Annotated in this window: 21 protein-coding genes; 16 read left to right on the top strand and 5 right to left on the bottom strand. The window is 42.3% G+C overall.

The annotated features are described in order from the left end of the window. Window positions 1–59 precede the first annotated feature (59 nt). On the top strand, window positions 60–425 hold the full coding sequence (locus G4417_RS07570) for a hypothetical protein (protein ID WP_330598228.1): 366 nt from the start codon (window positions 60–62) through the stop codon (window positions 423–425). A 92-nt stretch (window positions 426–517) separates the two neighbouring features. Here the strand turns inward: G4417_RS07570 and G4417_RS07565 are convergent, their stop codons facing one another. Together G4417_RS07565 and G4417_RS07560 are read right to left on the bottom strand one after the other, a co-directional pair. Further along, on the bottom strand, window positions 518–1,063 hold the full coding sequence (locus G4417_RS07565; protein ID WP_008705373.1) for an NADH peroxidase: 546 nt from the start codon (window positions 1,061–1,063) through the stop codon (window positions 518–520). Window positions 1,064–1,323: 260 nt separating this feature from the next. Beyond that, window positions 1,324–1,737 carry a Fur family transcriptional regulator gene (locus tag G4417_RS07560; protein WP_173683198.1) on the bottom strand — a complete coding sequence of 138 codons (414 nt, stop codon included), beginning with the start codon at window positions 1,735–1,737 and terminating at the stop codon, window positions 1,324–1,326. Between the two features lie 1,153 nt (window positions 1,738–2,890). On the opposite strand from G4417_RS07560, the gene metG reads away from it, so the two are divergent. The 5 genes from metG to G4417_RS07535 all read left to right on the top strand — a co-directional run bounded on the left by metG (window position 2,891) and on the right by G4417_RS07535 (window position 7,685). After that, window positions 2,891–4,873 (top strand): methionine--tRNA ligase, encoded by a 1,983-nt coding sequence (gene metG / locus G4417_RS07555; protein ID WP_118341668.1) that lies wholly within the window; start codon window positions 2,891–2,893, stop codon window positions 4,871–4,873. A gap of 262 nt (window positions 4,874–5,135) precedes the next feature. Beyond that, on the top strand, window positions 5,136–5,612 hold the full coding sequence (gene moaC / locus G4417_RS07550; RefSeq protein WP_022379965.1) for a cyclic pyranopterin monophosphate synthase MoaC: 477 nt from the start codon (window positions 5,136–5,138) through the stop codon (window positions 5,610–5,612). 125 nt (window positions 5,613–5,737) lie between these two features. Next, a complete protein-coding gene (locus G4417_RS07545; RefSeq protein ID WP_022379966.1) occupies window positions 5,738–6,226 on the top strand; it encodes a MogA/MoaB family molybdenum cofactor biosynthesis protein in 489 nt (162 codons plus the stop codon). A 116-nt stretch (window positions 6,227–6,342) separates the two neighbouring features. Further along, a complete protein-coding gene (locus G4417_RS07540) occupies window positions 6,343–6,771 on the top strand; it encodes an MOSC domain-containing protein (protein ID WP_173683197.1) in 429 nt (142 codons plus the stop codon). Window positions 6,772–6,911: 140 nt separating this feature from the next. After that, on the top strand, window positions 6,912–7,685 hold the full coding sequence (locus G4417_RS07535) for a TatD family hydrolase (RefSeq protein ID WP_173683196.1): 774 nt from the start codon (window positions 6,912–6,914) through the stop codon (window positions 7,683–7,685). Between the two features lie 147 nt (window positions 7,686–7,832). On the opposite strand, the gene G4417_RS07530 is transcribed toward G4417_RS07535, so the two are convergent. Continuing rightward, a complete protein-coding gene (locus tag G4417_RS07530) occupies window positions 7,833–9,272 on the bottom strand; it encodes a CapA family protein (RefSeq protein WP_243872092.1) in 1,440 nt (479 codons plus the stop codon). A gap of 367 nt (window positions 9,273–9,639) precedes the next feature. Here G4417_RS07530 and G4417_RS07525 point away from each other — a divergent pair, with 367 nt between their 5' ends. The 3 genes from G4417_RS07525 to G4417_RS07515 are packed head-to-tail and all read left to right on the top strand — an operon-like array spanning window position 9,640 to window position 12,249. Further along, window positions 9,640–10,077: a MarR family winged helix-turn-helix transcriptional regulator gene (locus tag G4417_RS07525; RefSeq protein ID WP_173683194.1), complete on the top strand. Its 438-nt coding sequence runs from the start codon at window positions 9,640–9,642 to the stop codon at window positions 10,075–10,077. 11 nt (window positions 10,078–10,088) lie between these two features. Next, the gene (locus tag G4417_RS07520; RefSeq protein WP_173683193.1) at window positions 10,089–11,195 is read left to right on the top strand and encodes a phosphoribosyltransferase domain-containing protein; all 1,107 of its coding nucleotides are present in this window, start codon (window positions 10,089–10,091) and stop codon (window positions 11,193–11,195) included. A gap of 1 nt (window position 11,196) precedes the next feature. Continuing rightward, the gene (locus G4417_RS07515; protein WP_173683192.1) at window positions 11,197–12,249 is read left to right on the top strand and encodes a cysteine protease StiP family protein; all 1,053 of its coding nucleotides are present in this window, start codon (window positions 11,197–11,199) and stop codon (window positions 12,247–12,249) included. Between the two features lie 12 nt (window positions 12,250–12,261). Here the strand turns inward: G4417_RS07515 and G4417_RS07510 are convergent, their stop codons facing one another. Then, window positions 12,262–13,224: an HpcH/HpaI aldolase/citrate lyase family protein gene (locus G4417_RS07510; protein ID WP_173683191.1), complete on the bottom strand. Its 963-nt coding sequence runs from the start codon at window positions 13,222–13,224 to the stop codon at window positions 12,262–12,264. Between the two features lie 417 nt (window positions 13,225–13,641). Here G4417_RS07510 and G4417_RS07505 point away from each other — a divergent pair, with 417 nt between their 5' ends. The 7 genes from G4417_RS07505 (at window position 13,642) to G4417_RS07475 (ending at window position 22,624) form a co-directional block, all read left to right on the top strand. Further along, window positions 13,642–15,915 (top strand): YceG family protein, encoded by a 2,274-nt coding sequence (locus G4417_RS07505; RefSeq protein WP_173683190.1) that lies wholly within the window; start codon window positions 13,642–13,644, stop codon window positions 15,913–15,915. Between the two features lie 6 nt (window positions 15,916–15,921). Next, entirely contained in the window at window positions 15,922–17,076 is a 1,155-nt protein-coding gene (locus G4417_RS07500) for a toxic anion resistance protein (RefSeq protein WP_173683189.1), read from the top strand. 29 nt (window positions 17,077–17,105) lie between these two features. After that, the gene (locus tag G4417_RS07495; RefSeq protein ID WP_055057770.1) at window positions 17,106–17,687 is read left to right on the top strand and encodes a TerD family protein; all 582 of its coding nucleotides are present in this window, start codon (window positions 17,106–17,108) and stop codon (window positions 17,685–17,687) included. 97 nt (window positions 17,688–17,784) lie between these two features. Further along, on the top strand, window positions 17,785–18,366 hold the full coding sequence (locus tag G4417_RS07490; RefSeq protein ID WP_173683188.1) for a TerD family protein: 582 nt from the start codon (window positions 17,785–17,787) through the stop codon (window positions 18,364–18,366). A 27-nt stretch (window positions 18,367–18,393) separates the two neighbouring features. Continuing rightward, entirely contained in the window at window positions 18,394–19,002 is a 609-nt protein-coding gene (locus G4417_RS07485; protein WP_008705352.1) for a TerD family protein, read from the top strand. 104 nt (window positions 19,003–19,106) lie between these two features. Next, window positions 19,107–21,743: a cation-translocating P-type ATPase gene (locus tag G4417_RS07480; RefSeq protein WP_173683187.1), complete on the top strand. Its 2,637-nt coding sequence runs from the start codon at window positions 19,107–19,109 to the stop codon at window positions 21,741–21,743. A gap of 77 nt (window positions 21,744–21,820) precedes the next feature. Beyond that, window positions 21,821–22,624 (top strand): HAD hydrolase family protein, encoded by an 804-nt coding sequence (locus tag G4417_RS07475; protein ID WP_173683186.1) that lies wholly within the window; start codon window positions 21,821–21,823, stop codon window positions 22,622–22,624. Window positions 22,625–22,657: 33 nt separating this feature from the next. On the opposite strand, the gene G4417_RS07470 is transcribed toward G4417_RS07475, so the two are convergent. Further along, complete coding sequence (locus G4417_RS07470; RefSeq protein ID WP_173683185.1) at window positions 22,658–23,362, bottom strand: AIM24 family protein; 705 nt, start codon at window positions 23,360–23,362, stop codon at window positions 22,658–22,660. Window positions 23,363–23,372 lie beyond the last annotated feature (10 nt).

The raw sequence follows: 23,372 nt of genomic DNA, 5'->3' as shown, positions 1-23,372 counted from the left end.
ATATGATATAATCAATCGCATACAAAAGAACGATACGGGCTACAGAGGAGGTGGAATTGGTGACGGACAGACAAATACTGGAAGCCGTTTTGACGGAGGTCAGAGGACTTGGAACGCGAATGAATAAATTCGAAAGTCGAATGGATGGATTCGAAAGCCAAATGGATAAATTCGAAAGCCAGATGAACCGAATGGAAGAAAGTCAGAAGCGTTTTGAAGAAGAGACCAGAAATAACTTTGCAGATATCAAACTGCATTTGGAGAACATAACGGATAGGAATATTTCTATCCTTGCAGAGAATCATCTGAATCTTATCAATAAGATGGATGTGTCGGCTACCTGGATGAACAGGATTATGATTAATGAAGTTAAGATGAATGCTCTGACAGATCAGGTTGCCAGACTTCAGGCGAAATGCAGTTAAGCTTCCAATGATGAAAATACGAACGGATAAAAAGGGAGAACCATTGAGGTTCTCCCTTTAAAAGGTTTATTTTATGCGATTTTCCGATAGAATTATTCTCCGAAATATCTCTTAAGAAGACCTGCGAATGCTTTTCCGTGTCTTGCTTCGTCTCTTGCCATTTCATGAACTGTATCATGGATAGCGTCCAGGTTAGCAGCTTTTGCACGTTTAGCAAGGTCTGTTTTACCAGCTGTAGCACCGTTCTCGGCTTCTACACGCATCTGAAGGTTTTTCTTTGTGCTGTCTGTTACAACTTCACCTAATAATTCAGCGAATTTAGCAGCATGTTCTGCTTCTTCGTAAGCAGCTTTCTCATAGTATAAACCAATTTCAGGATATCCTTCTCTGTGAGCAACTCTTGCCATTGCAAGATACATACCAACTTCAGAGCATTCACCCTGGAAGTTTGCTCTTAAATCAGCCATGATGTCTTCGCTGGATCCCTGAGCAACACCTACAACGTGTTCAGCAGCCCATGACATTTCGCCATCCTGCTTTACGAATTTATCAGCCGGTGCCTTACATACAGGACAGGCTTCCGGAGCTTTCTCACCTTCATAAACATAACCGCATACACTACATACCCATTTTGTCATAATTAAAATCTCCTTTTCTTTTTAATGAATTTATTAGGGATGCCAGAAAATAAATTGATTATCTCAGCATCGTTTAGTTCTTACTGCTTTCCGTCTGTGCGGCAGAAAAAGTAATTTTTTAATAATAGTAATTATTACTGTTTTCTGTGATTTTAGATTACCATACTTGATTGAAAAAGTCAAGTTTAATTTTAGCTTTTTTGCAACTTTTTATCATTAGTTGTTATTCCCAATTTGGCCACTAATGATGTAAGCAAAAACTACTTTGAACCATCAGAGTTGCCTTCTGTCTCTTTCAGGCAGTCCTCACACAGGCCGAAGAATCTGGCACTGTAATCAGTAATCCTTCCTTTGAAGTTCTCACCTGCAAGATCCATAATGTGGTGAATTCCCTCGCTCTCAAGGTCGATGATCCGCTCACATCTGATACACATGAAGTGGCAGTGCCTCTCGGTCCGCCCGTCAAAGTGATCCGCTCCGGCGAAAGAGGAAAGCTTCTTAATCTCTCCCAGATCAGCCAGCAGAGATAAGTTGCGATATACCGTACCGAGGCTGATATTCGGATAGATGAGCTTCATATTCTCATATACCACATCGGCAGTAGGATGATCTGTTCTGGTTCTTAGAAACTCTTTAATCGATTCCCTCTGACGGCTGTATTTCAGTGTCGCCATGGTATTCCTCCCTTCCCTGTTTACTCGCAAATGATTTATCATAACTGTTCAGGATAGTTGCAGTTATAATCTGTTCAATAACAATAATCATTACTGATATTGATACTATACAATATTGGATTGAAATTGTCAAGATATAAAAACTATTATTTTATGGAATTGTTATAGTTTGGCTACGTTACTGAGAACGGAGTGAACAATAACGATGTGGGTTTACAAATCCATCAAAATGTGCTATATTTTCCCTATAACAGGAAATAACTATTTCCTATAGCTAACAGCCTTCCACGATCACAGAGTGGAGTGCTGTCACGAAATAACACAAACTCATTGAAGAAGAGAGTAGATCCGCAGACCGTATTACAGAGAAATCCCCATGGATCACATATCACAGATTCAAAGGCTGAGAGGGATATGCAAGGAGCAGGTTGAAGATGGCTTCCGAGAGGCACTGCTGAGAGTCAACGGCTTTAGGCAGCGACAGGCACGCCTGTTACAGCGTAGAGGTATCACAACGTACCTCCCAAGGTTTCCCCGCGCGAGCCCGGAAACGAACAGAAGTGGTAACACGGGTAATACTCGTCTTCTCAGATAATCTGAGGAGACGTTTTTTATGTTATTAGGAAATTGCTCTGTAATGTTCCTATAACATAAAAAAGCCCTCCGGGCAGGATCACACTGCGACAAAGAGGAATTATTTCCCCCAACACCAGTTCCTTCCTATCATGAAGAATTTATGTTTTTCTTCCATAAATAAGGAGCAGTTGTTACCATTTCAAACACCAGCTTCGGAAAATATAATTGTTTTCTGTGCATTTGCAGGGAGTGTAGCAACTCTTAGTGCCTGGAAATCTGCGTTATTCGAAAAAATCTCACTGTCTGAGCGAAGCGAGTTTGAGATTTTTTCGAATGGTTTTAGCTGATTTTCAGACACTTAGAGTTCCTAGTGTGTCGACAAGTTGATTTCTCGAACAATCTTGCGTCTAAATTTCTTATTTCCGCGTTGTCGTCGGTCGCCGTAGCCACCGCTACGCCTCCTTCCTCCGCCTTGAAATAAAAAATTTATCCTGCAAGATTGTTTCAAGAATCAACTTGTCGGTACACTAGCTCCCGAAACCGCACAGAAAACAATTATATTTTCCGGAGCGTCCACATTCAAAAAAGGAGACAACAAACCATGGAAAAACAGAAATACTACATCACTACCGCTATCGCCTACACATCCGGCAAACCCCATATCGGCAACACCTACGAAGTCGTCCTTGCCGATGCCATCGCCCGCTACAAACGTCAGCAGGGCTATGACGTATTCTTCCAGACAGGAACCGACGAACATGGTCAGAAAATCGAATTAAAAGCCGAAGAAGCCGGAATCACTCCAAAAGAATTCGTAGACAACGTATCCGGTGAGATCAAAAGAATCTGGGATCTGATGAACACATCCTACGACAAATTCATCCGTACCACAGATGAAGACCACGAAAAACAGGTCAAAAAAATCTTCAAAAAAATGTATGCAAAAGGCGACATCTACAAAGGACACTACGAAGGAATGTATTGTACACCATGCGAATCTTTCTTTACAGAATCCCAGCTTGTAGACGGCAAATGTCCGGACTGCGGCCGCCCATGTGTACCTGCAAAAGAAGAAGCATACTTCTTCAAAATGAGCAAATATGCTGACAAACTCATCGACTACATCAATACACACCCGGACTTCATCCAGCCGGAATCCCGTAAAAACGAGATGATGAACAACTTCCTTCTCCCGGGACTTCAGGATCTTTGCGTATCCAGAACTTCCTTCAAATGGGGAATCCCGGTAGACTTTGATCCGAAACACGTAGTATATGTATGGCTTGATGCCCTTACAAACTATATTACAGGAATCGGCTACGACTGCGATGGCGAAAGCACAGACCAGTTCAATAAGCTCTGGCCTGCAGACCTGCATCTGATCGGTAAAGACATCATCCGTTTCCATACAATTTACTGGCCGATTTTCCTGATGTCACTGGATCTGCCGCTTCCGAAACAGGTATTCGGACATCCATGGCTTCTTCAGGGTGATGGTAAGATGAGTAAATCCAAAGGAAATGTAATCTATGCAGATGAACTGGTAGACTTCTTCGGTGTAGATGCAGTCCGCTACTTCGTACTTCATGAAATGCCATTCGAGAATGATGGTGTGATCACATGGGAACTGATGGTAGAGCGTCTCAATTCTGAACTCGCTAACACCCTTGGAAACCTTGTAAACCGTACCATTTCCATGTCAAACAAATATTTCGGCGGTGTGGTAGAAAACAAAGGCGTTACAGAACCTGTAGATGATGATCTGAAGAACTTCATTCTCTCCGTACCTGCCAAAGTAAACGAAAAAATGGATAAACTCCGCGTGGCAGATGCAATGACGGAAGTATTCACAATCTTCAAACGCTGCAACAAATACATCGACGAAACAATGCCATGGGCTCTTGCTAAGGATGAAGAGAAAAAAGACCGTCTTGCAACAGTTCTCTACAATCTGGTTGAGGGAATCTGCATTGGTGCGGTTCTGCTGAAATCCTTTATGCCGGAAACAACAGAGAGAATCCTTGCCCAGTTAAATGCACAGGACAGAGAACTGGAAGACCTTAAGACCTTTGGCCTCTATCCGTCAGGAAATAAAGTAACTGAAAAACCGGAGATTCTTTTCGCCCGCCTTGACCTGAAAGAGGTACTTGCAAAGGTAGCAGAGCTTCATCCGCCGAAAGCAGAAGAACCTGCAAAAGAAGAAAAAGAAGACGTAATTGATATTGAAGCAAAACCTGAGATTACATTTGAAGATTTCGGCAAGCTTCAGTTCCAGGTTGGTAAGATCATCAAATGTGAAGAAGTAAAAAAATCAAAGAAACTGCTCTGCTCACAGGTACAGATCGGCAGCCAGGTGCGCCAGATCGTATCCGGAATCAAAGCACACTACAGTGCAGAAGAAATGGTAGGTAAGAGGGTTATGGTAGTCACAAACCTGAAACCAGCCAAACTTGCCGGTGTACTCAGTGAAGGAATGATCCTCTGCGCAGAAGATGCAGACGGAAACCTTTCCCTGATGGTACCGGAAAAGGAAATGCCTGCAGGTGCAGAAATCTGCTGATCTTTGTATTACTGAGAACAAAGCGAATGGTAGCGAAAATGTGTGAAAACTTACGAATATTATCTTGACAAATACACTCTCAAAAGCTATATTAATATTTAGATAAAGGGGAGTGACTGACTCATGAGTATTCATGGTGTCGTCAATTTCGGTGGGTAAAGACTCCAACCGTATCGTGATGAACAGGCGAGGCTTTTATTGTATGTTCCCGTACAATAAGAGCCTCGCTTTTTGTAAAAACTTAAACAGGGGGATTTTGATCATGTCACAGGGTTTTAATCATTTTGATGAGAACGGAAACGCAGTTATGGTAGACGTTTCCGGGAAAAATATCACTTACAGAACAGCAGTTGCCACAGGCGAGATTCATGTAGGAGAAGCAATCATGGAGGCTGTGAAAGAGGGTTCTGTGAAAAAGGGAGATGTGCTTGGAGTAGCACGTGTAGCGGGGATTATGGGAGTGAAAAGGACTTCTGAGTTGATTCCCATGTGCCATCCGCTTCCGATCCAGAAATGTTCCGTAGACTATGAACTGGATGAGATAAACGGAATTATCCGCGCTTTCTGTACAGTGAAAACAGAAGGCAAGACCGGTGTGGAAATGGAGGCACTGACAGGGGTTCAGGTGACGCTTCTGACGATTTATGATATGTGTAAGGCAATTGACAAGCATATGGTAATGTCCAATATTCATCTGGTTGAAAAGACGGGCGGTAAGAGTGGAGATTTTCATTTTTGATGTCCACAAATTACTTTGCGATTTGCAAAATATTTGTTGGGTAAAATGAAAGAAATGTGTATAATGGAAATACAGAATGGCAGATAACGAAAAAATTATCTGCCCGACAGGGAGGTTTTTATAAAATGAAAAGAGTAGCGATCATTACATCCAGTGATACGGGATATCGCGGAGAACGTGAGGATTTAAGCGGACCTGCGATCCGAGAGATTGTTGAGAAGAATGGATATGAGGTTGTGTCTGAAGATGTTCTGCCGGATGACAGAAAGATGTTGTCAGAGAGAATGGCGGAAATTGCAGACAGCGGCACAGCGGAACTGATCCTGACAACAGGCGGAACCGGTTTTTCACCCAGAGATATTACACCGGAGGCAACGGAGGATATTATTGACAGACGTGTACCGGGGATTCCGGAGGCAATGCGTGCGTACAGCATGACTATCACGAAACGCGCCATGCTCAGCCGTTCTACGGCAGGTATCCGCAAAAAAACACTGATCATCAATCTTCCGGGAAGTCCGAAAGCTGTAAAAGAGAGCCTGGAGTATATTATTGATGCGCTTGGACATGGCATTGAGATCATGACAGGGGAAGCAGGGAACTGCGCAAGATAACTGATGGCGATAACAGGGATAAGAAAGCAGAGAATATAAGCTGACGGCAATAAACGGAAGAGCAGGTACGAAAACAGTATCTGAAACTAAAACAGGAAGGTAAAAGGGATAATCTTATGGGAAAAGTAATTGCGGTTTGTACAAGTGAAAGAAAGGGAATACAGAAGACAAGTGTTCCGGAGATTAAAGTAATTGAGGACTGGGGAATCGAGGGCGATGCCCATGCCGGCAAATGGCACCGTCAGGTAAGTCTGCTCTCTTTTGACAAGATTGAAGATTTTCGCGCCAGAGGTGCAGAGGTAGAAGACGGGGCATTCGGAGAGAACCTGGTGGTTCAGGGAATCGACTTTGCCACACTTCCGATCGGTACGAAATTCCAGTGCAATGATGTAGTCCTGGAGCTGACACAGATTGGAAAAGAATGCCACAGCGGATGTGCGATCTTTAAGAAAATGGGAGAGTGCATTATGCCAAAACAGGGAGTTTTTACGAAGGTTATTCATGGCGGTGTGATCCATCCGGGGGATGAGCTGGTAATTTTATAACAGATTTTTTAACCGGACTATAGCAATTCCATAAATTACTGCAAACAATCCAGTCCATCATAGCGTGAAGTCCTGCTGAACTGTCTTGATTGTATTATTTTATGGAATTGCTATAAGACTACATGAGGAGATTGGAAAAAATGATTATTGATACACATGCGCACTATGATGACGAGGCCTTTGACACAGACAGGGAAGCGCTTCTTACGTCTATGTACGATGGAGGAATTGAGAAGATTGTGAATGTCTGTGCATCTGTAGGCGGTTTTCAGGATACTGTGAAGCTGATGGAGAAATATCCTTTTATATATGGAGCAGTGGGAATCCATCCGGATGATGCAGATAAGATGACACAGGAGACTCTGGATGAGATCCGCAGATTATCCCATATGGACAAGATGGTGGCAATCGGTGAGATCGGGCTGGACTATTACTGGCATAAGGAAGAAGAGGAACATCAGATCCAGCAGAAAATGTTTCGCGCTCAGCTTGACATTGCCAGGGAAGAGAAGCTTCCGTTTATGATCCACAGCAGAGAGGCTGCCGAGGATACTTTGAATATCGTCAGAGAATATATGCAGGGTGGTATGTATGGCGGTATCATTCATTGTTTTTCATACAGCAGGGAGATTGCGGCAGAATATCTGAAAATGGGACTGTATCTGGGAATCGGCGGAGTTGTCACTTTTAAGAACGCAAAGAAACTGAAAGAGACGGTTCAGTATGCACCCCTGTCTCAGCTTGTTCTGGAAACAGACTGTCCCTATATGTCTCCGGAGCCAAACAGAGGTAAGAGAAATTCGTCATTAAATCTGCCTTATGTAGCACAGGCAATCGCAGAACTGAAGGGAATTACAGCAGAAGAGGTCATTGATGTGACCAGACAGAATGCAGAGAAACTGCTGGGAGTTTAACCGAATTAAGTAAGTCCCCTGCGGAGGTTGTGAAAAGCAATAAGCAGTTATTCGGTATAGAGCTACGTAGCAAAGCGGATTGCTATAAAAAAGATGCCGACTGATTACAGTCAGCATCTTTTTTGCTATATACAAATCGGGCATTCATCAATAACCGCTGTCATATTCGTTTGAAGAATCATCGGAACTTTCATCCGAAGAGCTGTCAGAACTGTCGGAAGAGTCTTCGGTTCCGTCTGATGTGTCTGCCTGATATTCCCAGGAGTGGATGGATTCTGTATCTTCCACTACATTTCCGGTAGTTTTGTCAATCATGTTGCCCTCCCAGTCAAACTTGACGTTCAGCAGGTTTGTATTTGTGGAAGGCTTCACATTCATGGACATGATTTCCTTAAATTTGGCTTTCAGGTTATCGAGAGTAAACTCATCACCGATCACATTTCTTACACTGTGGGAAGAAGCAAGTTCTTCTGTATAATCATCCAGCATATATGGTCCGTATTCTCCGTTATCGTAATCATAATGCATGACCATAGGTTTCACTTCCGGAGAAAGGATCTGGATGGTTGATTTGCCGTTCAGAGTTGATTTCTGTATGGTAAAACTTGCCATTCCTTCCAGAAGTTCCGGGAGTTCCTGCTGAGTGGAAACAAAGTTTCCGAGGGAGTAGAATATGGTGGTATTGTGTCCCTGGTCATCAGAAAGCTGTCCGTAAGGCTGAAGCACATGCGGATGACCGCCAATGATCACATCAACACCCTGCTGCATCAGAAAAGCGGCCCATTGTTTCTCGTATTCATTTGGCATGGTTTCATCTTCTGTTCCCCAGTGAGCCACAAAGATGATGCAGTCGCTGATTTCTTTGGCTTTCTGGATCATTGTGGTGATCTTATCCTTATCAAAGATATCGATCATGTACTCATATCCTTCGCCTGCACCGGAATTATTGGTGCCGTATGTATAGTCAAGAAAAGCAATCTTAATACCATTCACTTCTTTTACTTTGACAGTGTCTGCATCTTCCTGGGTGGCGTGGATACCAAGTACAGGAATATCCGGATAATTGGTGCTCCAGAAATCCAGAGTACTTTTCAGATAGTCATATCCATAATCATCGGCGTGATTTGTGGCAGATTCCACTACATCAAACCCTGCTTTGATAATGGCATCTCCAACTTCCTGAGGAGTGGCAAAGGAAGGATAAGTGCTGACAGCATCGTGGTTTGGAGCAAAAACCGTTTCCTGGTCGATCATGGCCACGTCTGCAGCCTGAATCTGGTCCAGAACATGAGTGTAGATATGGTCATAATTCCATATGCCGGAGTCATTCTCGCCGGATTCATACAGCTTGCTGTGATAAAGGTTATCTCCAACAGCAATTACACTTGCAGTGGAGATGACAGGTGTTTCAGCTTCAATCTTATCCTGCTGTTCCTTGAGAGCCGCTGCTTCTGCTGATTCTTTCTGCGGTTTACGGATCAGGGTGTAATCCATCTGATGCATCACCAGAACGAGCAGGACCAGAACAACAACAGAACACAGAAGACTGATCCGGGAGTTGATTCTCTCCCGTAAATTAAGTGGCATATTATTTTTTCTCATAGAAAATTCCCTTTAACTAAAATAGTTCTTAACAGTGAGAGTACTGAACAGTTACAGCAATCTGCAGTCTGTATTGCTGTTCGCTTCGCTCTCAGTACCGTATCTCAAATTCATTGCAGACTGCATACGGAAATGAGATAGGGGCGTGTGAACCGTAATCTATCTGTTCATTATAACAAATTTCATGGTTCAAAGAAAGAATTAAGAGAGAAATTCTTTGAAAACCTGCCAGAAATGCTTTGTGAGACAAAGTATTTTAGTGTATAATAGGTAGCAATATAACCATGAATGTACAAACATGCTACAGCAATGCTATATGGAATTGCTTAAGCAAAAAGAGGGAGGTAACCGGATGAACCATTATGAGGCAATTAATGATGTACTGGTCAATTTATTTAATGAGATTCTGGACCTGGAAGAACGGGCATTGATTACGGGAGAATATAAGAATATTTCTGTCAATGATATGCACATTATTAATGCAGTAGGTATCCGGGAACAGAAGAATATGTCAACAGTAGCCAGAGAACTGAATGTGACTGTGGGTACATTGACGATCGCTGTGAATAATCTTGTAAAGAAGGGATATATCCAGCGTATGAGAAGTCAGGAGGACCGAAGGGTTGTGCTGATCTCCCTGACAGAACAGGGGAAGAAAGCTTATTATCATCATAAAGATTTCCATGAGAAGATGGTGCTGGCTGTACTTAAAGGTCTGAATGTGGAAGAGACAGAGACACTGACGAAAGCCCTGACCAAGTTGCGGGGATTTTTCAGATCATATCAGTAGAAGGAGTAAAGATGGAATATACTGAGAAGGATTTAGTAAAGATCGCAAAAAGGGAAAATAATACGAAGAGAAACTATCTGGTAGTGGATCCGCTTCAGGGAAAGCATATTCCGGTAGTGCCATCAAAGGCACTGGATTTATTTGCTGCTCTGGCAGATACTTTCAGGGAGAAATACAAAGATGAAAAACTTTTGTTGGTGGGCTTTGCGGAGACAGCAACTGCCATAGGTGCTCAGGCAGCGATTACTGTGGGGGCAGATTATATTCAGACCACCAGAGAAGTTATTCCCGGCGTGAATTATCTGTTTTTTTCCGAGGAACACAGCCATGCCACAGAGCAGAAGCTGGTAAAAGATGATATTGACAGAGCAGCGGCGGAGACGGATCGGATCATATTTATCGAGGATGAAGTAACTACCGGAAAAACAATTCGGAATATCATCAGTATTCTTGACAGGGAATATGACGGAAAATTTAAATATTCAGTAGCATCTCTGTTAAACGGAATGAGCGAGGAGAATCTGGAACGTTATAAGAGACAGGGGATTTCCCTGTATTATCTGGTAAAAACGGATCACAGTACTTACGGAGACAGAGCAGAAACATTTAAGGGAGACGGATTTTATTATAAATGTCCGGATAAGGCCGCAGAGTATACAACGATTTATGTTAAAGACCGGATGGATGCCCGCAGACTGATTGATTCCAGGAAATATGAGGAAGCATGTGAGAATCTGTGGAGAGAAATCCGGGAGAAAATCGGAAACATGGCTGATAATATATCTGGCAAAAAAATACTGGTGATCGGCACTGAGGAGTTTATGTTCCCTGCACTTTATATCGGAAGAAAGATGGAAAAAGAGGGAGCCGAAGTAAGGTGCCATTCGACTACAAGAAGTCCCATTGCTGTGAGTCTGGAAAAAGAGTATCCCCTTCACAGCAGATATGAACTGAAAAGTTTATATGATCCGGACAGGAGAACGTTTATTTACGATATAGGAAAATATGACAAGGTATTGATTGTTACAGATTCCCCGGAAATAAAGGAGAGTCAGGAAACGCTGATAAATGCTGTCCGGATGCAGAACAAGGATATTACAGTTGTAAGGTGGTGCTGATTTGAGAAGTTCCTATTCAGAAGAAGATGTGATTTTATTATTGAAGGATATTACCGGGCTGGTAGAACCTCAGCCTGCCAAAGTGCGGGAGAAACTGATTCAGTCCGGGAAACATTACAGCGAGATGCTGCCTGTTGAATATGTTCCTACAAATCAGTATATGCAGGTATATCATAATGCGCTGAAACATTATGCGAAGCCGGTTGCCAATGCAGTAGGAATGCTGGCAGATAAGATCATAGAGAATAAGGGAAAGAAAATTGTCCTGGTATCCCTTGCCAGAGCGGGAATCCCAATTGGTATCCTTGTGAAGCGATACATCAAATTCAAATATGGTATAAATGTGCCGCATTATTCCATTTCAATTATCAGAGGAAGAGGGATTGACGATAATGCCATGAAGTATCTGCTTGAAAAGTACAGACCGCAGCAGATTTTATTTGTGGACGGATGGATTGGCAAGGGTGCGATCCTGAATGAATTGAAGAAAGATATCTCTGCATATGAAGGGGTTTCTGCTGACATAGCGGTAGTGGCAGATCCGGCAAATGTTACGGAGCTTTGCGGAACACATGAAGATATCCTGATCCCAAGTTCCTGCCTGAACAGTACAGTATCCGGCCTTATCAGCCGTACTTTTCTGAGAGATGACATAATAGGCAGAGATGATTTCCATGGGGCAGTCTATTACGGAGAACTGACAGATTCTGATCTGTCATATGACTTTATTGAAACCATTGAAAAGGAATTTAATATGGAGAATACACCTGATCTGGAAAAAAGAGTGGAAAGTCAGGGTATTGATGAGGTAATAAATATAGGAAAGAATTTCGGTATTGACGATATTAATCTGATCAAACCGGGGATCGGAGAGACAACAAGAGTATTACTGAGGAGAATTCCCTGGAAGGTGCTGATCGATGAGCGATATAAGGGAAATCCTCAGTTGGAGCATATTGTCAGACTTGCCGAAGAGAAACATACACCTGTAGAATACTATCCACTTACACATTATAAATGCTGTGGAATCATTAAGAAGCTTGCGGATGCGTGAGAAGGGTAATACTTATTCTGTTATTCCGAAAACTTCTGAAAGATAAACTGTTTTCTTAGCCCAGTTCAGATGGGTTTTATATTCATTCATTCTTTCTCTGGTTTTGCTTCCTGCAACAAGGGAAGCAGAATCAGCATTCCAGTTTAAAATCGCCTGTGCGTCAAGGTAGTCATTTCGTGAAACCTGATAAGCTCTGTTTACTACAGGGATCTGTGAAGGGTGGATAACGGTTTTTCCGATGAAACCGCAAAGTCTGTCTTCCCGGATTTCCTGAATCATTCCTTCTTTCCAGCTGTCACCGGCATAATATTCCCATACAGGACCGGAAATCACATAATCCATACCATATACAGTGATAATATCTGAGAAAATATCTGAAACAGGTCTGATGCTGTGAATAGATTCATTGGCATGTCTGCGAAACCCAAACATATGGCACAGATCATTTCCGCCAACACGTATATTCAATATAAGATCTTCAATTCTGGCTAAAGAATCCCTTAACAAATAGAGAATATCAATTCTGTTTCGCAAATCTATAATGGAAGGACTTTCGTAAATAGGCATCATGTAAAGCTTTTTTGCGACAAGTTCATTGACGAGGATCATCTGCTCAATATAACTTTGTGCGTTATCCGGGCTGAATTTAGGGACGATGAAACCGGTAACAATCTTAATGGATTGCCCAAGAGCTTTTGTTAATCTCTGAATCTGCTGTGGATTCCGAACCCGGATAAATATTTTTGGCAGATAGAATGGCTTTTGTTCATGCTGTATGAATATCTGGCTGAGAGAAGAAATCAGTATCTGCTCGGCTTCTTCAACATGATCGGCGTTTATGGTATCTTCAAGACAGAGAGCAAGAGAAAATCTGTTCCCGAATCTTTCATTTATCAGAGAATCAGTGATGGATATTCTGTTGGCAGGACAATAGAGTAATGGACCTACACTGTAATATAAAACATTATTTTTCATAACACTCCTTCTGACATATCTACAAAAATTCCCGTAAATAGGGTACCTTATAGAAATTCAATAAAATACTGCAGGTAATCCGGCCCATCACAGTGTGAAGGACCGAGTCAGCAGCTACATCATAGCACATTTCAGGGGAATAAGCCATAGAGGAGTTTTTGACTTATGAAAATACAGAAAGAGAAAGGTTATTGTGTCGTTGTTGTGAACGGAGTAAATAGTAATACACTACGTCTTCTCTTATGGAAAGAACAGGGGAATTTTCTTGAAATATAAATAGCAATATGATACAATTTTGAGGTAGAATTTATACGAAAATTTGGAGAAAATTATGGTTCCGCATTATTTTATGAAATTGCTGTAGAACTTATCATGAACAGAAATAAGATAAGCAGATATTGAAGGTGAGATACTTATATGTTGGAACACAAAAAAATTCAAAACCTCAGTGATTATTTTGTCGAACTGAACAGCAGGCGGGAGAAAGGTGTTTATTTCTACCGCATCAATGGATATTCTGAAGAAGTCGGCGAATTTATAAAGAAATATTATGATACAGCAAGAAGAACCGGAGTGGTTATCGAAGGGAAGATACCTAATCCCGATGAGAGGAATCTTGCATATTATAATGAAATAATGGGAATGGATTTTCAGATGAGTATGGATTTTATCCATGTCAGTCTGAGAAAATGGTTGCCAAGGATGAATGAGTTTCAGAGACAGAATGTGGCAGCCTCCATTTATGACTCTCTGGATTCCCTGCGAAAAGCCGGGAAAACCGAGAATATGCTCAGGAACGCATATATCAAGTTCATGTGCTGGCTGTATTATAAATTTGAACGCATTGTAAATCAGCTTGGAGAGAACCATATCCCTAAAATATTATATGAAGGGCAGATAAGCAATTATGAGTTAATGCTCATATCGATTCTTTCCAATGCAGGCTGTGATGTAGTACTGCTTCAGTATGCAGGGGATCAGGGATATCTGAAAACAGATCCGGGTTCCGTTCTCTCAGACAGTTTGCAGATGGAAGGTTTGCAGCCATTTCCGCAGGGATATTGTGTGAAAAAGGTCAGAGATGAGATTCAGAATGAACTCAACAATGAGAGACTGTATGGAATCAGACCTTCGCTTACAAATTGTACAAATGCATGGATAAAGGGAAACGGCCTGGATGATATCCGCGCGAGCATTCTGTTAAGGGGAAATGACAGCCGTTTTTTTTATAACTGTTTCTGCAGGATAAACGGGGCAGAAGATAAGCTTACTTATGCAAATGAGTTATTCAGATTGCAGCAGGAACTGAGAAATTCAAAGAGAAATACGGTGATCGTAAGTAAAGAGATTCCAAGACCAACGCCGCAGGAAATTTCAGAGATAAAGAGGTCAAACTATACATCCGGAGATCAGATGCTCCTGGGACTTGCGTGTAATATACAGTATGGAGCCAATCCGGAGCTTCAGCGGATCCTACATAAAACATTTGTGGATGTTATGCTGGCTGAATCTCAGAAGGAAGGGGAAAATCTTAACAGACTGACAAACAGGGCAGTGTATCTGCTGTGCTGGCTGAGAAGATATCTGTCCAGGCTGTTCATAAACTGGAAATCACCGGAGATTGGATGCTTTATTTATCTGGGGGGCTGCCGGAATGAAAACGAAGCTCTGTTTATGAGTTTCCTTGGACGGCTGCCACTGGATGTGCTGATCTTATGTCCTGATCTGAACATTAAGTGCTGTCTGGAAGATAAACTTCTGTATGAGGTCAACTATCCGGAGAGTCTGGCGATCACAGAATATCCGGAAGAGAGTTCTCAGGTAAAGATTGGAACAGCCGCTTATCATGCGGAAAGAGAACTTGATACTCTGATGTATCAGGACAGTGGGATATACAGAAATCAGCAGTATGTGAAGGCGAATGTTATCAATCTGCAGACCATGTATGAAGAGATAAAACTACTGTGGGATCAGGAATTGAAATACAGACCTAATTTCAGCACAGTTAACGGTGTGGTAAATATTCCGGTTATTTTTTCAAAAATCTCAGGAGTGAAGGATGGAAGTGTTTCTCAGTACTGGGAATCCATAGCAGCACTGATCACAGAGGATACCGTTGTTGTGAAAAGTGCTCCGTACATTGAACCAACTGCCTCCGGTCCAATGAAAGCCTTTGCCGTAGAATTTTATAAAAACGGAAAGCTTCTGCGGAATAAAATAAAGAATCATCCCAGATATCCTTATCATCTTCTTCGGGAGGAAATGCAGGAATTTATACTTGACAAGCTGCAGCTTCTGATTGAGCGGAAACTGATAAAGGGTATTGGGGAAAATGGTACAGAATATACAGTGATCGCGCAGATTCTGGATCTGCCGAAGGAGATTCTGCGTCTGATCCAGAAATTTGATTTTACAAAAAAGAATCCGAAACTGATATATATTAATACAGGGGAGACGATGATTTCACTTCAGGATTCGATTCTTGTAACATTCCTGAATCTGGCAGGATTTGACATTCTGTTTTTTGTCCCTACAGGCTATCAGAGTGTGGAGAACTACTTTGCAGAAAAACTAATGGAAGAGCACCAGATCGGGGAATATAAATACGATATGCAGGTTCCGGATCTGAATAACATTTCGACAAACAGTACCCGCCCCTCATGGCGGAGAAAACTTTTCAGGAGAGGTTAGTAGATTATGGGACTTGATTTCGGTAAATCATCTATGGGAAATCCTGCTCAGGCCGGTAATGGTCTTCAGGAGAAAAATGAGATTGAAGTTGTGGAGAAATATGATATTGTCGCTGACAGGCAGCAGATGAATGCTGAGCTGGTCAATTCAAAAGAAGTGGACGATATTGTCAGCACGATCGAAGTTTACAATATGGATACCATTGTATCTTTTGGTGCGAAAGCAGCAGAGGAGATTTCCAAGGCATCTGATGTGGTCCTCAACAGCATGAATATGTCGCAGCTTAATGAGACAAGCGAGATGCTTAAATCGCTGGCAAAGATCATGGATCAGTTTGACATTAATGAAATTAAGGATAATCCGGGACTTTTCGGAAAGCTTTTCGGAAATTTCAGAAAACAGCTGGATAAGATACTGGTCAAGTATCACACAATGGGCGAAGAAGTTGATAAGATTTATGTTCAGCTTAAAGGATATGAGTCTGAAATCAAACAGTCCAACAAAAAGCTGGATACCATGTTTAAGACCAATGTGGATTATTATCATGAACTGGTGAAATATATCCTTGCAGGAGAACAGGCATGTAAAGAGATTGAAGCCTACATTGCCCAGAGACAGCAGGATATGGAGAATACGGGAGATCAGTCTATTCAGTTTGAACTTACCAGTCTGAATCAGGCACTGATGATGCTGGAACAGAGGACACAGGATCTGAGAACAGCAGAGAATGTGGCAATGCAGTCCATTCCCATGATCAAGACTATGGAGTTCAGCAATTACAATCTGGTGAGAAAGATCAATTCTGCGTTTATCGTTACGCTTCCTGTATTTAAGCAGGCACTTGCGCAGGCAATTCTTCTGAAAAGGCAGAAGATACAGGCAGAATCTATTGCAGAACTGGATAAGAAAACAAATGAGATGCTTCTTAAGAATGCCCAGAATACAGTAGATGTATCGAAGATGACAGCTAAAATGGCATTCGGAAGTTCCATTCAGATTGAGACTCTTGAGAAGACATGGGCAACCATTACAAATGGAATCGAAGAGACAAGAAGGATCCAGGAAGATGCCAGAAAGAAACGCCAGGAGGATCAGGTTCGTCTGGAGGCAATCAAACAGGATTTTAACAAACAATACAATGTGCCACCGGTAAGAAAATAAAAACACAGAAAAAAGGGAGGATGAATGATATGCCTATTAATTTATCAAAAGGACAGAAGGTAGATTTAACAAAGAAGAATCCGGGACTTAAGAAGATCATGGTAGGACTTGGCTGGGATGTAAACGCTTTTGATTCAGGTTCGGATTTTGACCTGGATGCAGCAGCATTTATGCTTGGTGCCAACGGAAAATGCCCTACAGAGAAAGAATTCATTTTCTATGGCAATCTGAAGCATGCCAGTGAATCAGTCATCCACATGGGAGATAACCTTACCGGTGAGGGTGAAGGTGATGATGAGCAGATCATGATCGATCTGTCAAAGGTTCCGGCGAATATTGAGAGAATTGCGTTTACAGTTACCATTTATGATGCAGAAGCAAGACGTCAGAACTTCGGACAGGTTTCAAACTCTTACATCCGTCTGGTAGATGAATCCAATGAGGTGGAACTGATCCATTATGATCTTGGGGAGGACTTCTCCATTGAAACAGCAGTAGTTGTAGGAGAACTTTACAGACATAACGGAGAGTGGAAGTTTAATGCCATCGGAAGCGGATTCCAAGGTGGACTTGCAGCGCTCTGCGGTCATTATGGTATTGAAGTAGCGTAATGTAAGAGACAGTCGGCTGTTTGGTAAAAATACTAAACAGTTATCAGGTATGGAGCTGTATAGCGAAGCGGATAAGACAATATGGGAGGAAAAATATATGCCAGTTAGTTTAAAAAAAGGACAGAAGGTCAGTCTTACAAAAGGTAACCCGGGACTTAAGGATGTAGTTGTAGGTATCGGATGGGATATCAATGCTTTTGACACAGGCGGAGATTTCGATCTGGATGCAGCAGCGTTCTGTCTGACAGATTCCGGAAGGGTTTCTGATTCGAACGATTTTGTATTCTATGGAAATCTTGTACATCCGTCCGGAGCAGTCCAGCATATGGGAGACAACCTTACAGGTGCCGGAGACGGAGATGATGAGCAGATTAAGATCGATCTGTCAAAGATTCCTGCCAATATCACAAAGATTGCATTTACAGTTACCATCTATGATGCAGAGGCAAGACGCCAGAATTTCGGACAGGTTTCTAATGCCTTTGTGAGAATCTTCAATGAAGTGACAGGAGAAGAAATCCTCAGATATGATCTTGGAGAAGATTTCTCTATTGAAACAGCAGTTGTATTTGGTGAACTGTACAAGAATGGTGACGAATGGAAATTTAATGCCATTGGAAGCGGTTATCAGGGTGGTCTGGCTGCTTTGTGCAACAGTTATGGTGTAGACGTAGAATAGTGCCGGAGGGCAACAGGAGGGACGAAAATGTCAGTAAGCTTACAGAAAGGACAGAAAGTAAATCTGTCAAAGGAGCATGCAGGATTAGCAAAGGTGATCGTGGGACTTGGCTGGGATGAGGCAAAGCCATCCGGCGGCGGTGGATTGTTTGGTGCATTATTTGGTTCTTCATCACATCAGGCAATCGACTGCGACGCTTCTGCAATCATGTTGAAAAATGGTAAATTTACAGATAAAACAGACCTGGTATATTTCGGCAACCTGAAACATAAATCCGGGACAGTCAATCATATGGGAGACAATCTTACAGGAGCAGGCGAGGGAGATGATGAGCAGATCGTTATTGATCTGTCAAGAGTTCCGGCTGAATATGATAAGATTGTCATTGTTGTCAATATCTATCAGGCAGTAAAGAGAAAACAGCATTTTGGAATGATCCAGAATGCATTTATCCGTCTGGTTGATGCCAGAAACAATAAAGAAATGTGCAAATATAATTTAACTGAGAATTATTCAGGTATGACTGCGATGATTTTTGGGGAAATATACAGGTATAACGGTGAATGGAAATTCAACGCCGTAGGAAATGGCACAACAGATCCTGGACTTGGGGAACTCTGCCAGAGATTTGTGTGAAAATAAAAAGAGGAGCTGTTATGGTTCCTCTTTTTATATAAAATCCGGTAACTGTCTGTCCATGATTGAACAGTTGCAAAACCCGAAAGAGGAGGTTAATTATTATGAATGAAATAAACAAAGAGGAGCGAATGCAGGGCCTGTCCGGACAGCAGGTCAGCGAGAGCAAGGCGAAGTACGGCACCAATGAGCTGGCGAAGAAAGAGACTGAATCACTCTGGTCCATGTTCATCGGCGCATTTGATGATATCTGGATCAAGGTATTATGTGCGGCTCTGGCTCTTAAAGTTATCCTGGCTGTGCTGGGAATCTTTGTCCCTGCATTATCCGGCGGAAATGATGTTGTGGAGATCATCAGTATTGTGATCGCAATCGCACTTGCTACCGGTTTCAGTACCCTGTCAGAGTACAGAAATACTTCAAGAAGTGAGGCGCTTCAGGAAGAATACAGCAAGACCTATGCCAAAGTTGTAAGAGACGGAAAGCTGGTCAATATTCTTACCAGTGAAATCGTTAAAGGTGATACGATCCTTATCCAGGCAGGAGATAAGGTTCCGGCAGATGGTCTGTTATTTGAAGGTAAGATCAAAGTATCTCAGGCGGCATTAAACGGTGAATCAAGAGATGAGAACAAAGCAGCAGTAACCAATATGGACGAGGCAGAATCTACGGATTACTCCTCACATGGAAAAGTCTTTATGGGTTCTGTTGTGACTTCAGGCGAAGGTTACATGATCGCAACTGTTATCGGAGACAGTTCTGAATTAGGAAAGATAAACAAAGCTCTGACAGATACCTCCGAGGAAGAAGAGCGAAAAGATACTTCCAGCCTGAAGCTGGAGGGTGTGGCAGCAGGTATCGGTAAACTGGGTGTGTCAGCTGCAGCAATCGCAGGTATCCTTCATGTTGTCCTGACCCTGATCAGGGCAGATCAGGCAATCACTGTTGTTTCCGTTCTCCTTGTAATAGCGGAAGCAGTTATGCTTATGGCTTCTATCGTGATCATGGCAGTTCCGGAGGGACTTCCGATGATGAACAGTCTGGTTCAGTCAATGAATACAGAGTCCATGTATAAAAAGAATATCCTTGTCAGCCACAAGGCGGCATTTTCAGATTCTGCTTACATGAACGTGCTGTTCAGTGATAAAACCGGAACGATCACACAGGGTAACCTGTCACTGGTAGAATTTATCACAGGTAACGGTGAGATTGTTGATTCCATTCAGAGCAGTGAGTTTATAGAAGCTATCACCCTGAATAACCTTGCAAAGATTTCCTCAGAGGGAAAGGCAATCGGAAGTAACAACATGGACAGAGCACTGCTCTCTTATGCCATTAATCATGGTTATAATGATTCTGATAATGATCCGGAGAAGGTAGAAGAGATCAGCGGATTTGATTCTGAGAAGAAATGTGCCACTGTAAAACTGAAAAACGGACTTGTTTACTGGAAGGGTGCTACAGAGAATATCATTGATAAAGTAACACATTATATGCTTCCGGACGGGGAAGAAAGAGAGTTTACAAAGGCAGATAAAGATAAAGTAGAAGAGCAGATGCATGCACAGGCAAAGAGAACCATGAAGCTTCTCTCCGTAGCAAAAATCAGTGCTGGAAAGATTGTTCTTATGGCAGTTCTGTGTCTGCGTGATAATGTCAGAACAGATGCGGTTGAGACTGTTCAGATTCTCAATGATGCAGGAATCCAGGTAGTTATGGTTACCGGTGATGCAGAGGAAACTGCAGTAGCCATTGCAAAAGAGGCAGGTATTCTTGCAGATGAGAAGAAGGATGTGGTTCTTACCCATGAAGAAATGGAGAAATTATCAGATGAAGAGCTGAAGAAAGTTCTCCCGAACCTGAGAGTGGTAAGCCGCGCGAAACCGCTTGATAAGAAAAGACTGGTATCTCTTTCACAGCAGATTGATAATGTCTGTGGTATGACCGGTGACGGTGTGAACGATGCTCCCGCATTAAAACAGGCAGACATTGGTTTTGCAATGGGAGATGGTACAGCAGTTGCACAGGAGGCAGGAGATGTTGTTATCCTTAATAACAGTCTGACTTCCATTAAAGACTGTGTGCTTAACAGCAGGACTATGGCGAAATCTGTTGGAAAATTCCTCATTTTCCAGCTTACTGTAAATATCAGTACTCTGTTAATGAATATCATTGCACCGATCCTGGGATGGACAGAGCCGTTTTCCATTGTCCAGATCCTCTGGATCAACCTGATCATGGATACACTGGCTGCCATGGCGTTTGGTGGAGAACCTATTCTTGACAGATATATGAAAGATCAGCCGGCAAAGAGAACAGATAATATTCTGACTCCGTACATCAAGTCAGCGATCGGAGTAAGTGCAATATTTATTACCCTTGGTTCTATCCTGATACTTGAGAATATCGGCGGCATTACCAGTTGGGTAATCCCTGCGGGCTGTGCAGATCCGGAGCTTTATGAGAAAACATTTATGTTTGCGTTCTTCATTTATGCGATTATCTTTAACAGTCTGAATACCAGATCTGAGAAGTTTAATCTGTTTGAGCATATTGGGGAGAATAAGAACTTCGTACTGGTAATGGGAGCAATCTTTGTTCTTCAGACCATTATCATTGAAATCGGCGGAAAAGTATTTAACACAACTCTGCTTGAGCCAAAGGCATTATTGGTATCCATGGTACTTGCAGTATTTATTATACCGGTGGATCTTATCAGAAAAGCAATCATGAGCAGGTAAACAATACGTATGAAATAATAATTATGGGGCTGTCGCAGGTAATAACAGTGCGGCAGTCCCATTTTTGGAGGAAGAGAATGAATGGCATTTTATGTGCGGATATGGACAATACCATCATATATTCGTATAAGCGCAATATCGGTGAAAATAAATTAAATGTTGAGTTATATAATGGAAGAGAAATCTCATTTATTTCTGAAAAAACGCATGATCTGTTGAAAAAAGTAAACGAGAAGATGACCATCATACCAACATCCACAAGGACGGAAGAACAGTATAAACGTATTGATCTGGATATAGGAATCGTACCCTATGCCCTTGTCTGTAATGGAGGAGTACTGCTGGTAAATGGTAAGCGTGACAGAGAGTGGTATCTGGAGTCGCTGCGAATGATCCGGAACAGCATACCGGAAATGGAAAAAGCGCAGCAGATTCTTGCCGGGGATTCCAGACGAAAGTTTGAGCTGAGATTTATAGATGAGCTTTTTATTTTTACAAAATGTGAAAAGCCGGAGGAAGTGGTTGAAGATCTGCAGGCAAAACTGACTACGAAGCTGGTGGACGTATTTCATAATGGAGAGAAGGTATATGTTGTTCCTGTAAATCTGAGTAAGGGAATGGCTGTGAGAAGACTTCGAAAGAGACTGCAGCCTGCATATATCATAGCAGCCGGAGACAGCGAATTCGATGTTTCCATGGTGGAAGAAAGCGACCTGGGATTAGTTCCGGCCGGATTTAAAAAGATTTACGGTAATGGTAGCGACAGATTCAAAGAGACAGTGATGGAAATGGAGGCAGGAAGACTGTTTTCGGAAACATTACTTGAGAAATGTTTGGTTTTATGTTATAGGAAATTACTCCGTAATGTTCCTATAACATAACAAAGCCCTCCGGGCAGGATCGCACTGCGACTGTTAATCCATACTGACGCGGATTCCGCCCTGACGTTCAGATGGCTGAATGATAACCGTAACATTATCTCCACCATGCCACTCAAACTGATAAGACTCTCCGGAAGTCTGTCCGATGAAAGTTTTCCAGGATACATCAGCAGTGACACTGGGATCACAGTGTCCGTTTCCAATCCAGCAGATCACAGCATCCGGATCTACGGAAATGGTATTATTTTTGCCAACATTGCTCAGTACAACAGGGTTGCCGTCTGACAATACGGCAACATATGCATTCCTGCCTCTGGCCGTAAGTGTGGAAGTAGCAAGACCTTTTTGGGAAAGTACACCCACACCGATGAAACGGACGCTGTAATCACAATCCTGGGTAAATGCCAGAATATTCTCGGATTCAACGGAGATGGTTTCGCCTTGCGCCAGCTGATAGATGACAACGTGCTGTCCGTAATTGGCGTAATATGTAACGGAATCACCGTTCAGACTGACCTTCATCAGCGGAATGTTTTCTCCTGTGACTCTTCTGGCAAGCTGTCCAAATAAAGCCTGTCCGACACTCTTCTGTGGACCAAGAAGTACCTTTTCAAAACGGTAATTCTTTGGACCGCAATTATCTCCGGCTATAAAAGCTCCGGCTTTTACAAAAAGAACATCGCTGCCGGTGCATGTAACTTTCAGTGTTAATTCGTTGATGGTTTCAAATGACAACATGATAGTGCCT

It is taken from the genome of Blautia wexlerae (assembly GCF_013300825.1).
Classification (GTDB): Bacteria; Bacillota; Clostridia; order Lachnospirales; family Lachnospiraceae; genus Blautia_A; species Blautia_A wexlerae_B.
This window is presented reverse-complemented; position numbering and strand designations above follow the sequence as displayed.

Coding starts and splice junctions, on each gene's coding strand:
- G4417_RS07480 (WP_173683187.1), top strand. CDS start 19,107: ATGAATGAAATAAACAAAGAGGAGCGAATGCAGGGCCTGTCCGGACAG.
- G4417_RS07490 (WP_173683188.1), top strand. CDS start 17,785: ATGCCAGTTAGTTTAAAAAAAGGACAGAAGGTCAGTCTTACAAAAGGT.
- G4417_RS07475 (WP_173683186.1), top strand. CDS start 21,821: ATGAATGGCATTTTATGTGCGGATATGGACAATACCATCATATATTCG.
- G4417_RS07535 (WP_173683196.1), top strand. CDS start 6,912: ATGATTATTGATACACATGCGCACTATGATGACGAGGCCTTTGACACA.
- G4417_RS07540 (WP_173683197.1), top strand. CDS start 6,343: ATGGGAAAAGTAATTGCGGTTTGTACAAGTGAAAGAAAGGGAATACAG.
- G4417_RS07485 (WP_008705352.1), top strand. CDS start 18,394: ATGTCAGTAAGCTTACAGAAAGGACAGAAAGTAAATCTGTCAAAGGAG.
- G4417_RS07505 (WP_173683190.1), top strand. CDS start 13,642: ATGTTGGAACACAAAAAAATTCAAAACCTCAGTGATTATTTTGTCGAA.
- G4417_RS07495 (WP_055057770.1), top strand. CDS start 17,106: ATGCCTATTAATTTATCAAAAGGACAGAAGGTAGATTTAACAAAGAAG.
- G4417_RS07565 (WP_008705373.1), bottom strand. CDS start 1,063: ATGACAAAATGGGTATGTAGTGTATGCGGTTATGTTTATGAAGGTGAG.
- moaC (WP_022379965.1), top strand. CDS start 5,136: ATGTCACAGGGTTTTAATCATTTTGATGAGAACGGAAACGCAGTTATG.
- G4417_RS07545 (WP_022379966.1), top strand. CDS start 5,738: ATGAAAAGAGTAGCGATCATTACATCCAGTGATACGGGATATCGCGGA.
- G4417_RS07525 (WP_173683194.1), top strand. CDS start 9,640: ATGAACCATTATGAGGCAATTAATGATGTACTGGTCAATTTATTTAAT.
- G4417_RS07560 (WP_173683198.1), bottom strand. CDS start 1,737: ATGGCGACACTGAAATACAGCCGTCAGAGGGAATCGATTAAAGAGTTT.
- G4417_RS07520 (WP_173683193.1), top strand. CDS start 10,089: ATGGAATATACTGAGAAGGATTTAGTAAAGATCGCAAAAAGGGAAAAT.
- G4417_RS07510 (WP_173683191.1), bottom strand. CDS start 13,224: ATGAAAAATAATGTTTTATATTACAGTGTAGGTCCATTACTCTATTGT.
- G4417_RS07530 (WP_243872092.1), bottom strand. CDS start 9,272: ATGCCACTTAATTTACGGGAGAGAATCAACTCCCGGATCAGTCTTCTG.
- G4417_RS07500 (WP_173683189.1), top strand. CDS start 15,922: ATGGGACTTGATTTCGGTAAATCATCTATGGGAAATCCTGCTCAGGCC.
- G4417_RS07470 (WP_173683185.1), bottom strand. CDS start 23,362: ATGTTGTCATTTGAAACCATCAACGAATTAACACTGAAAGTTACATGC.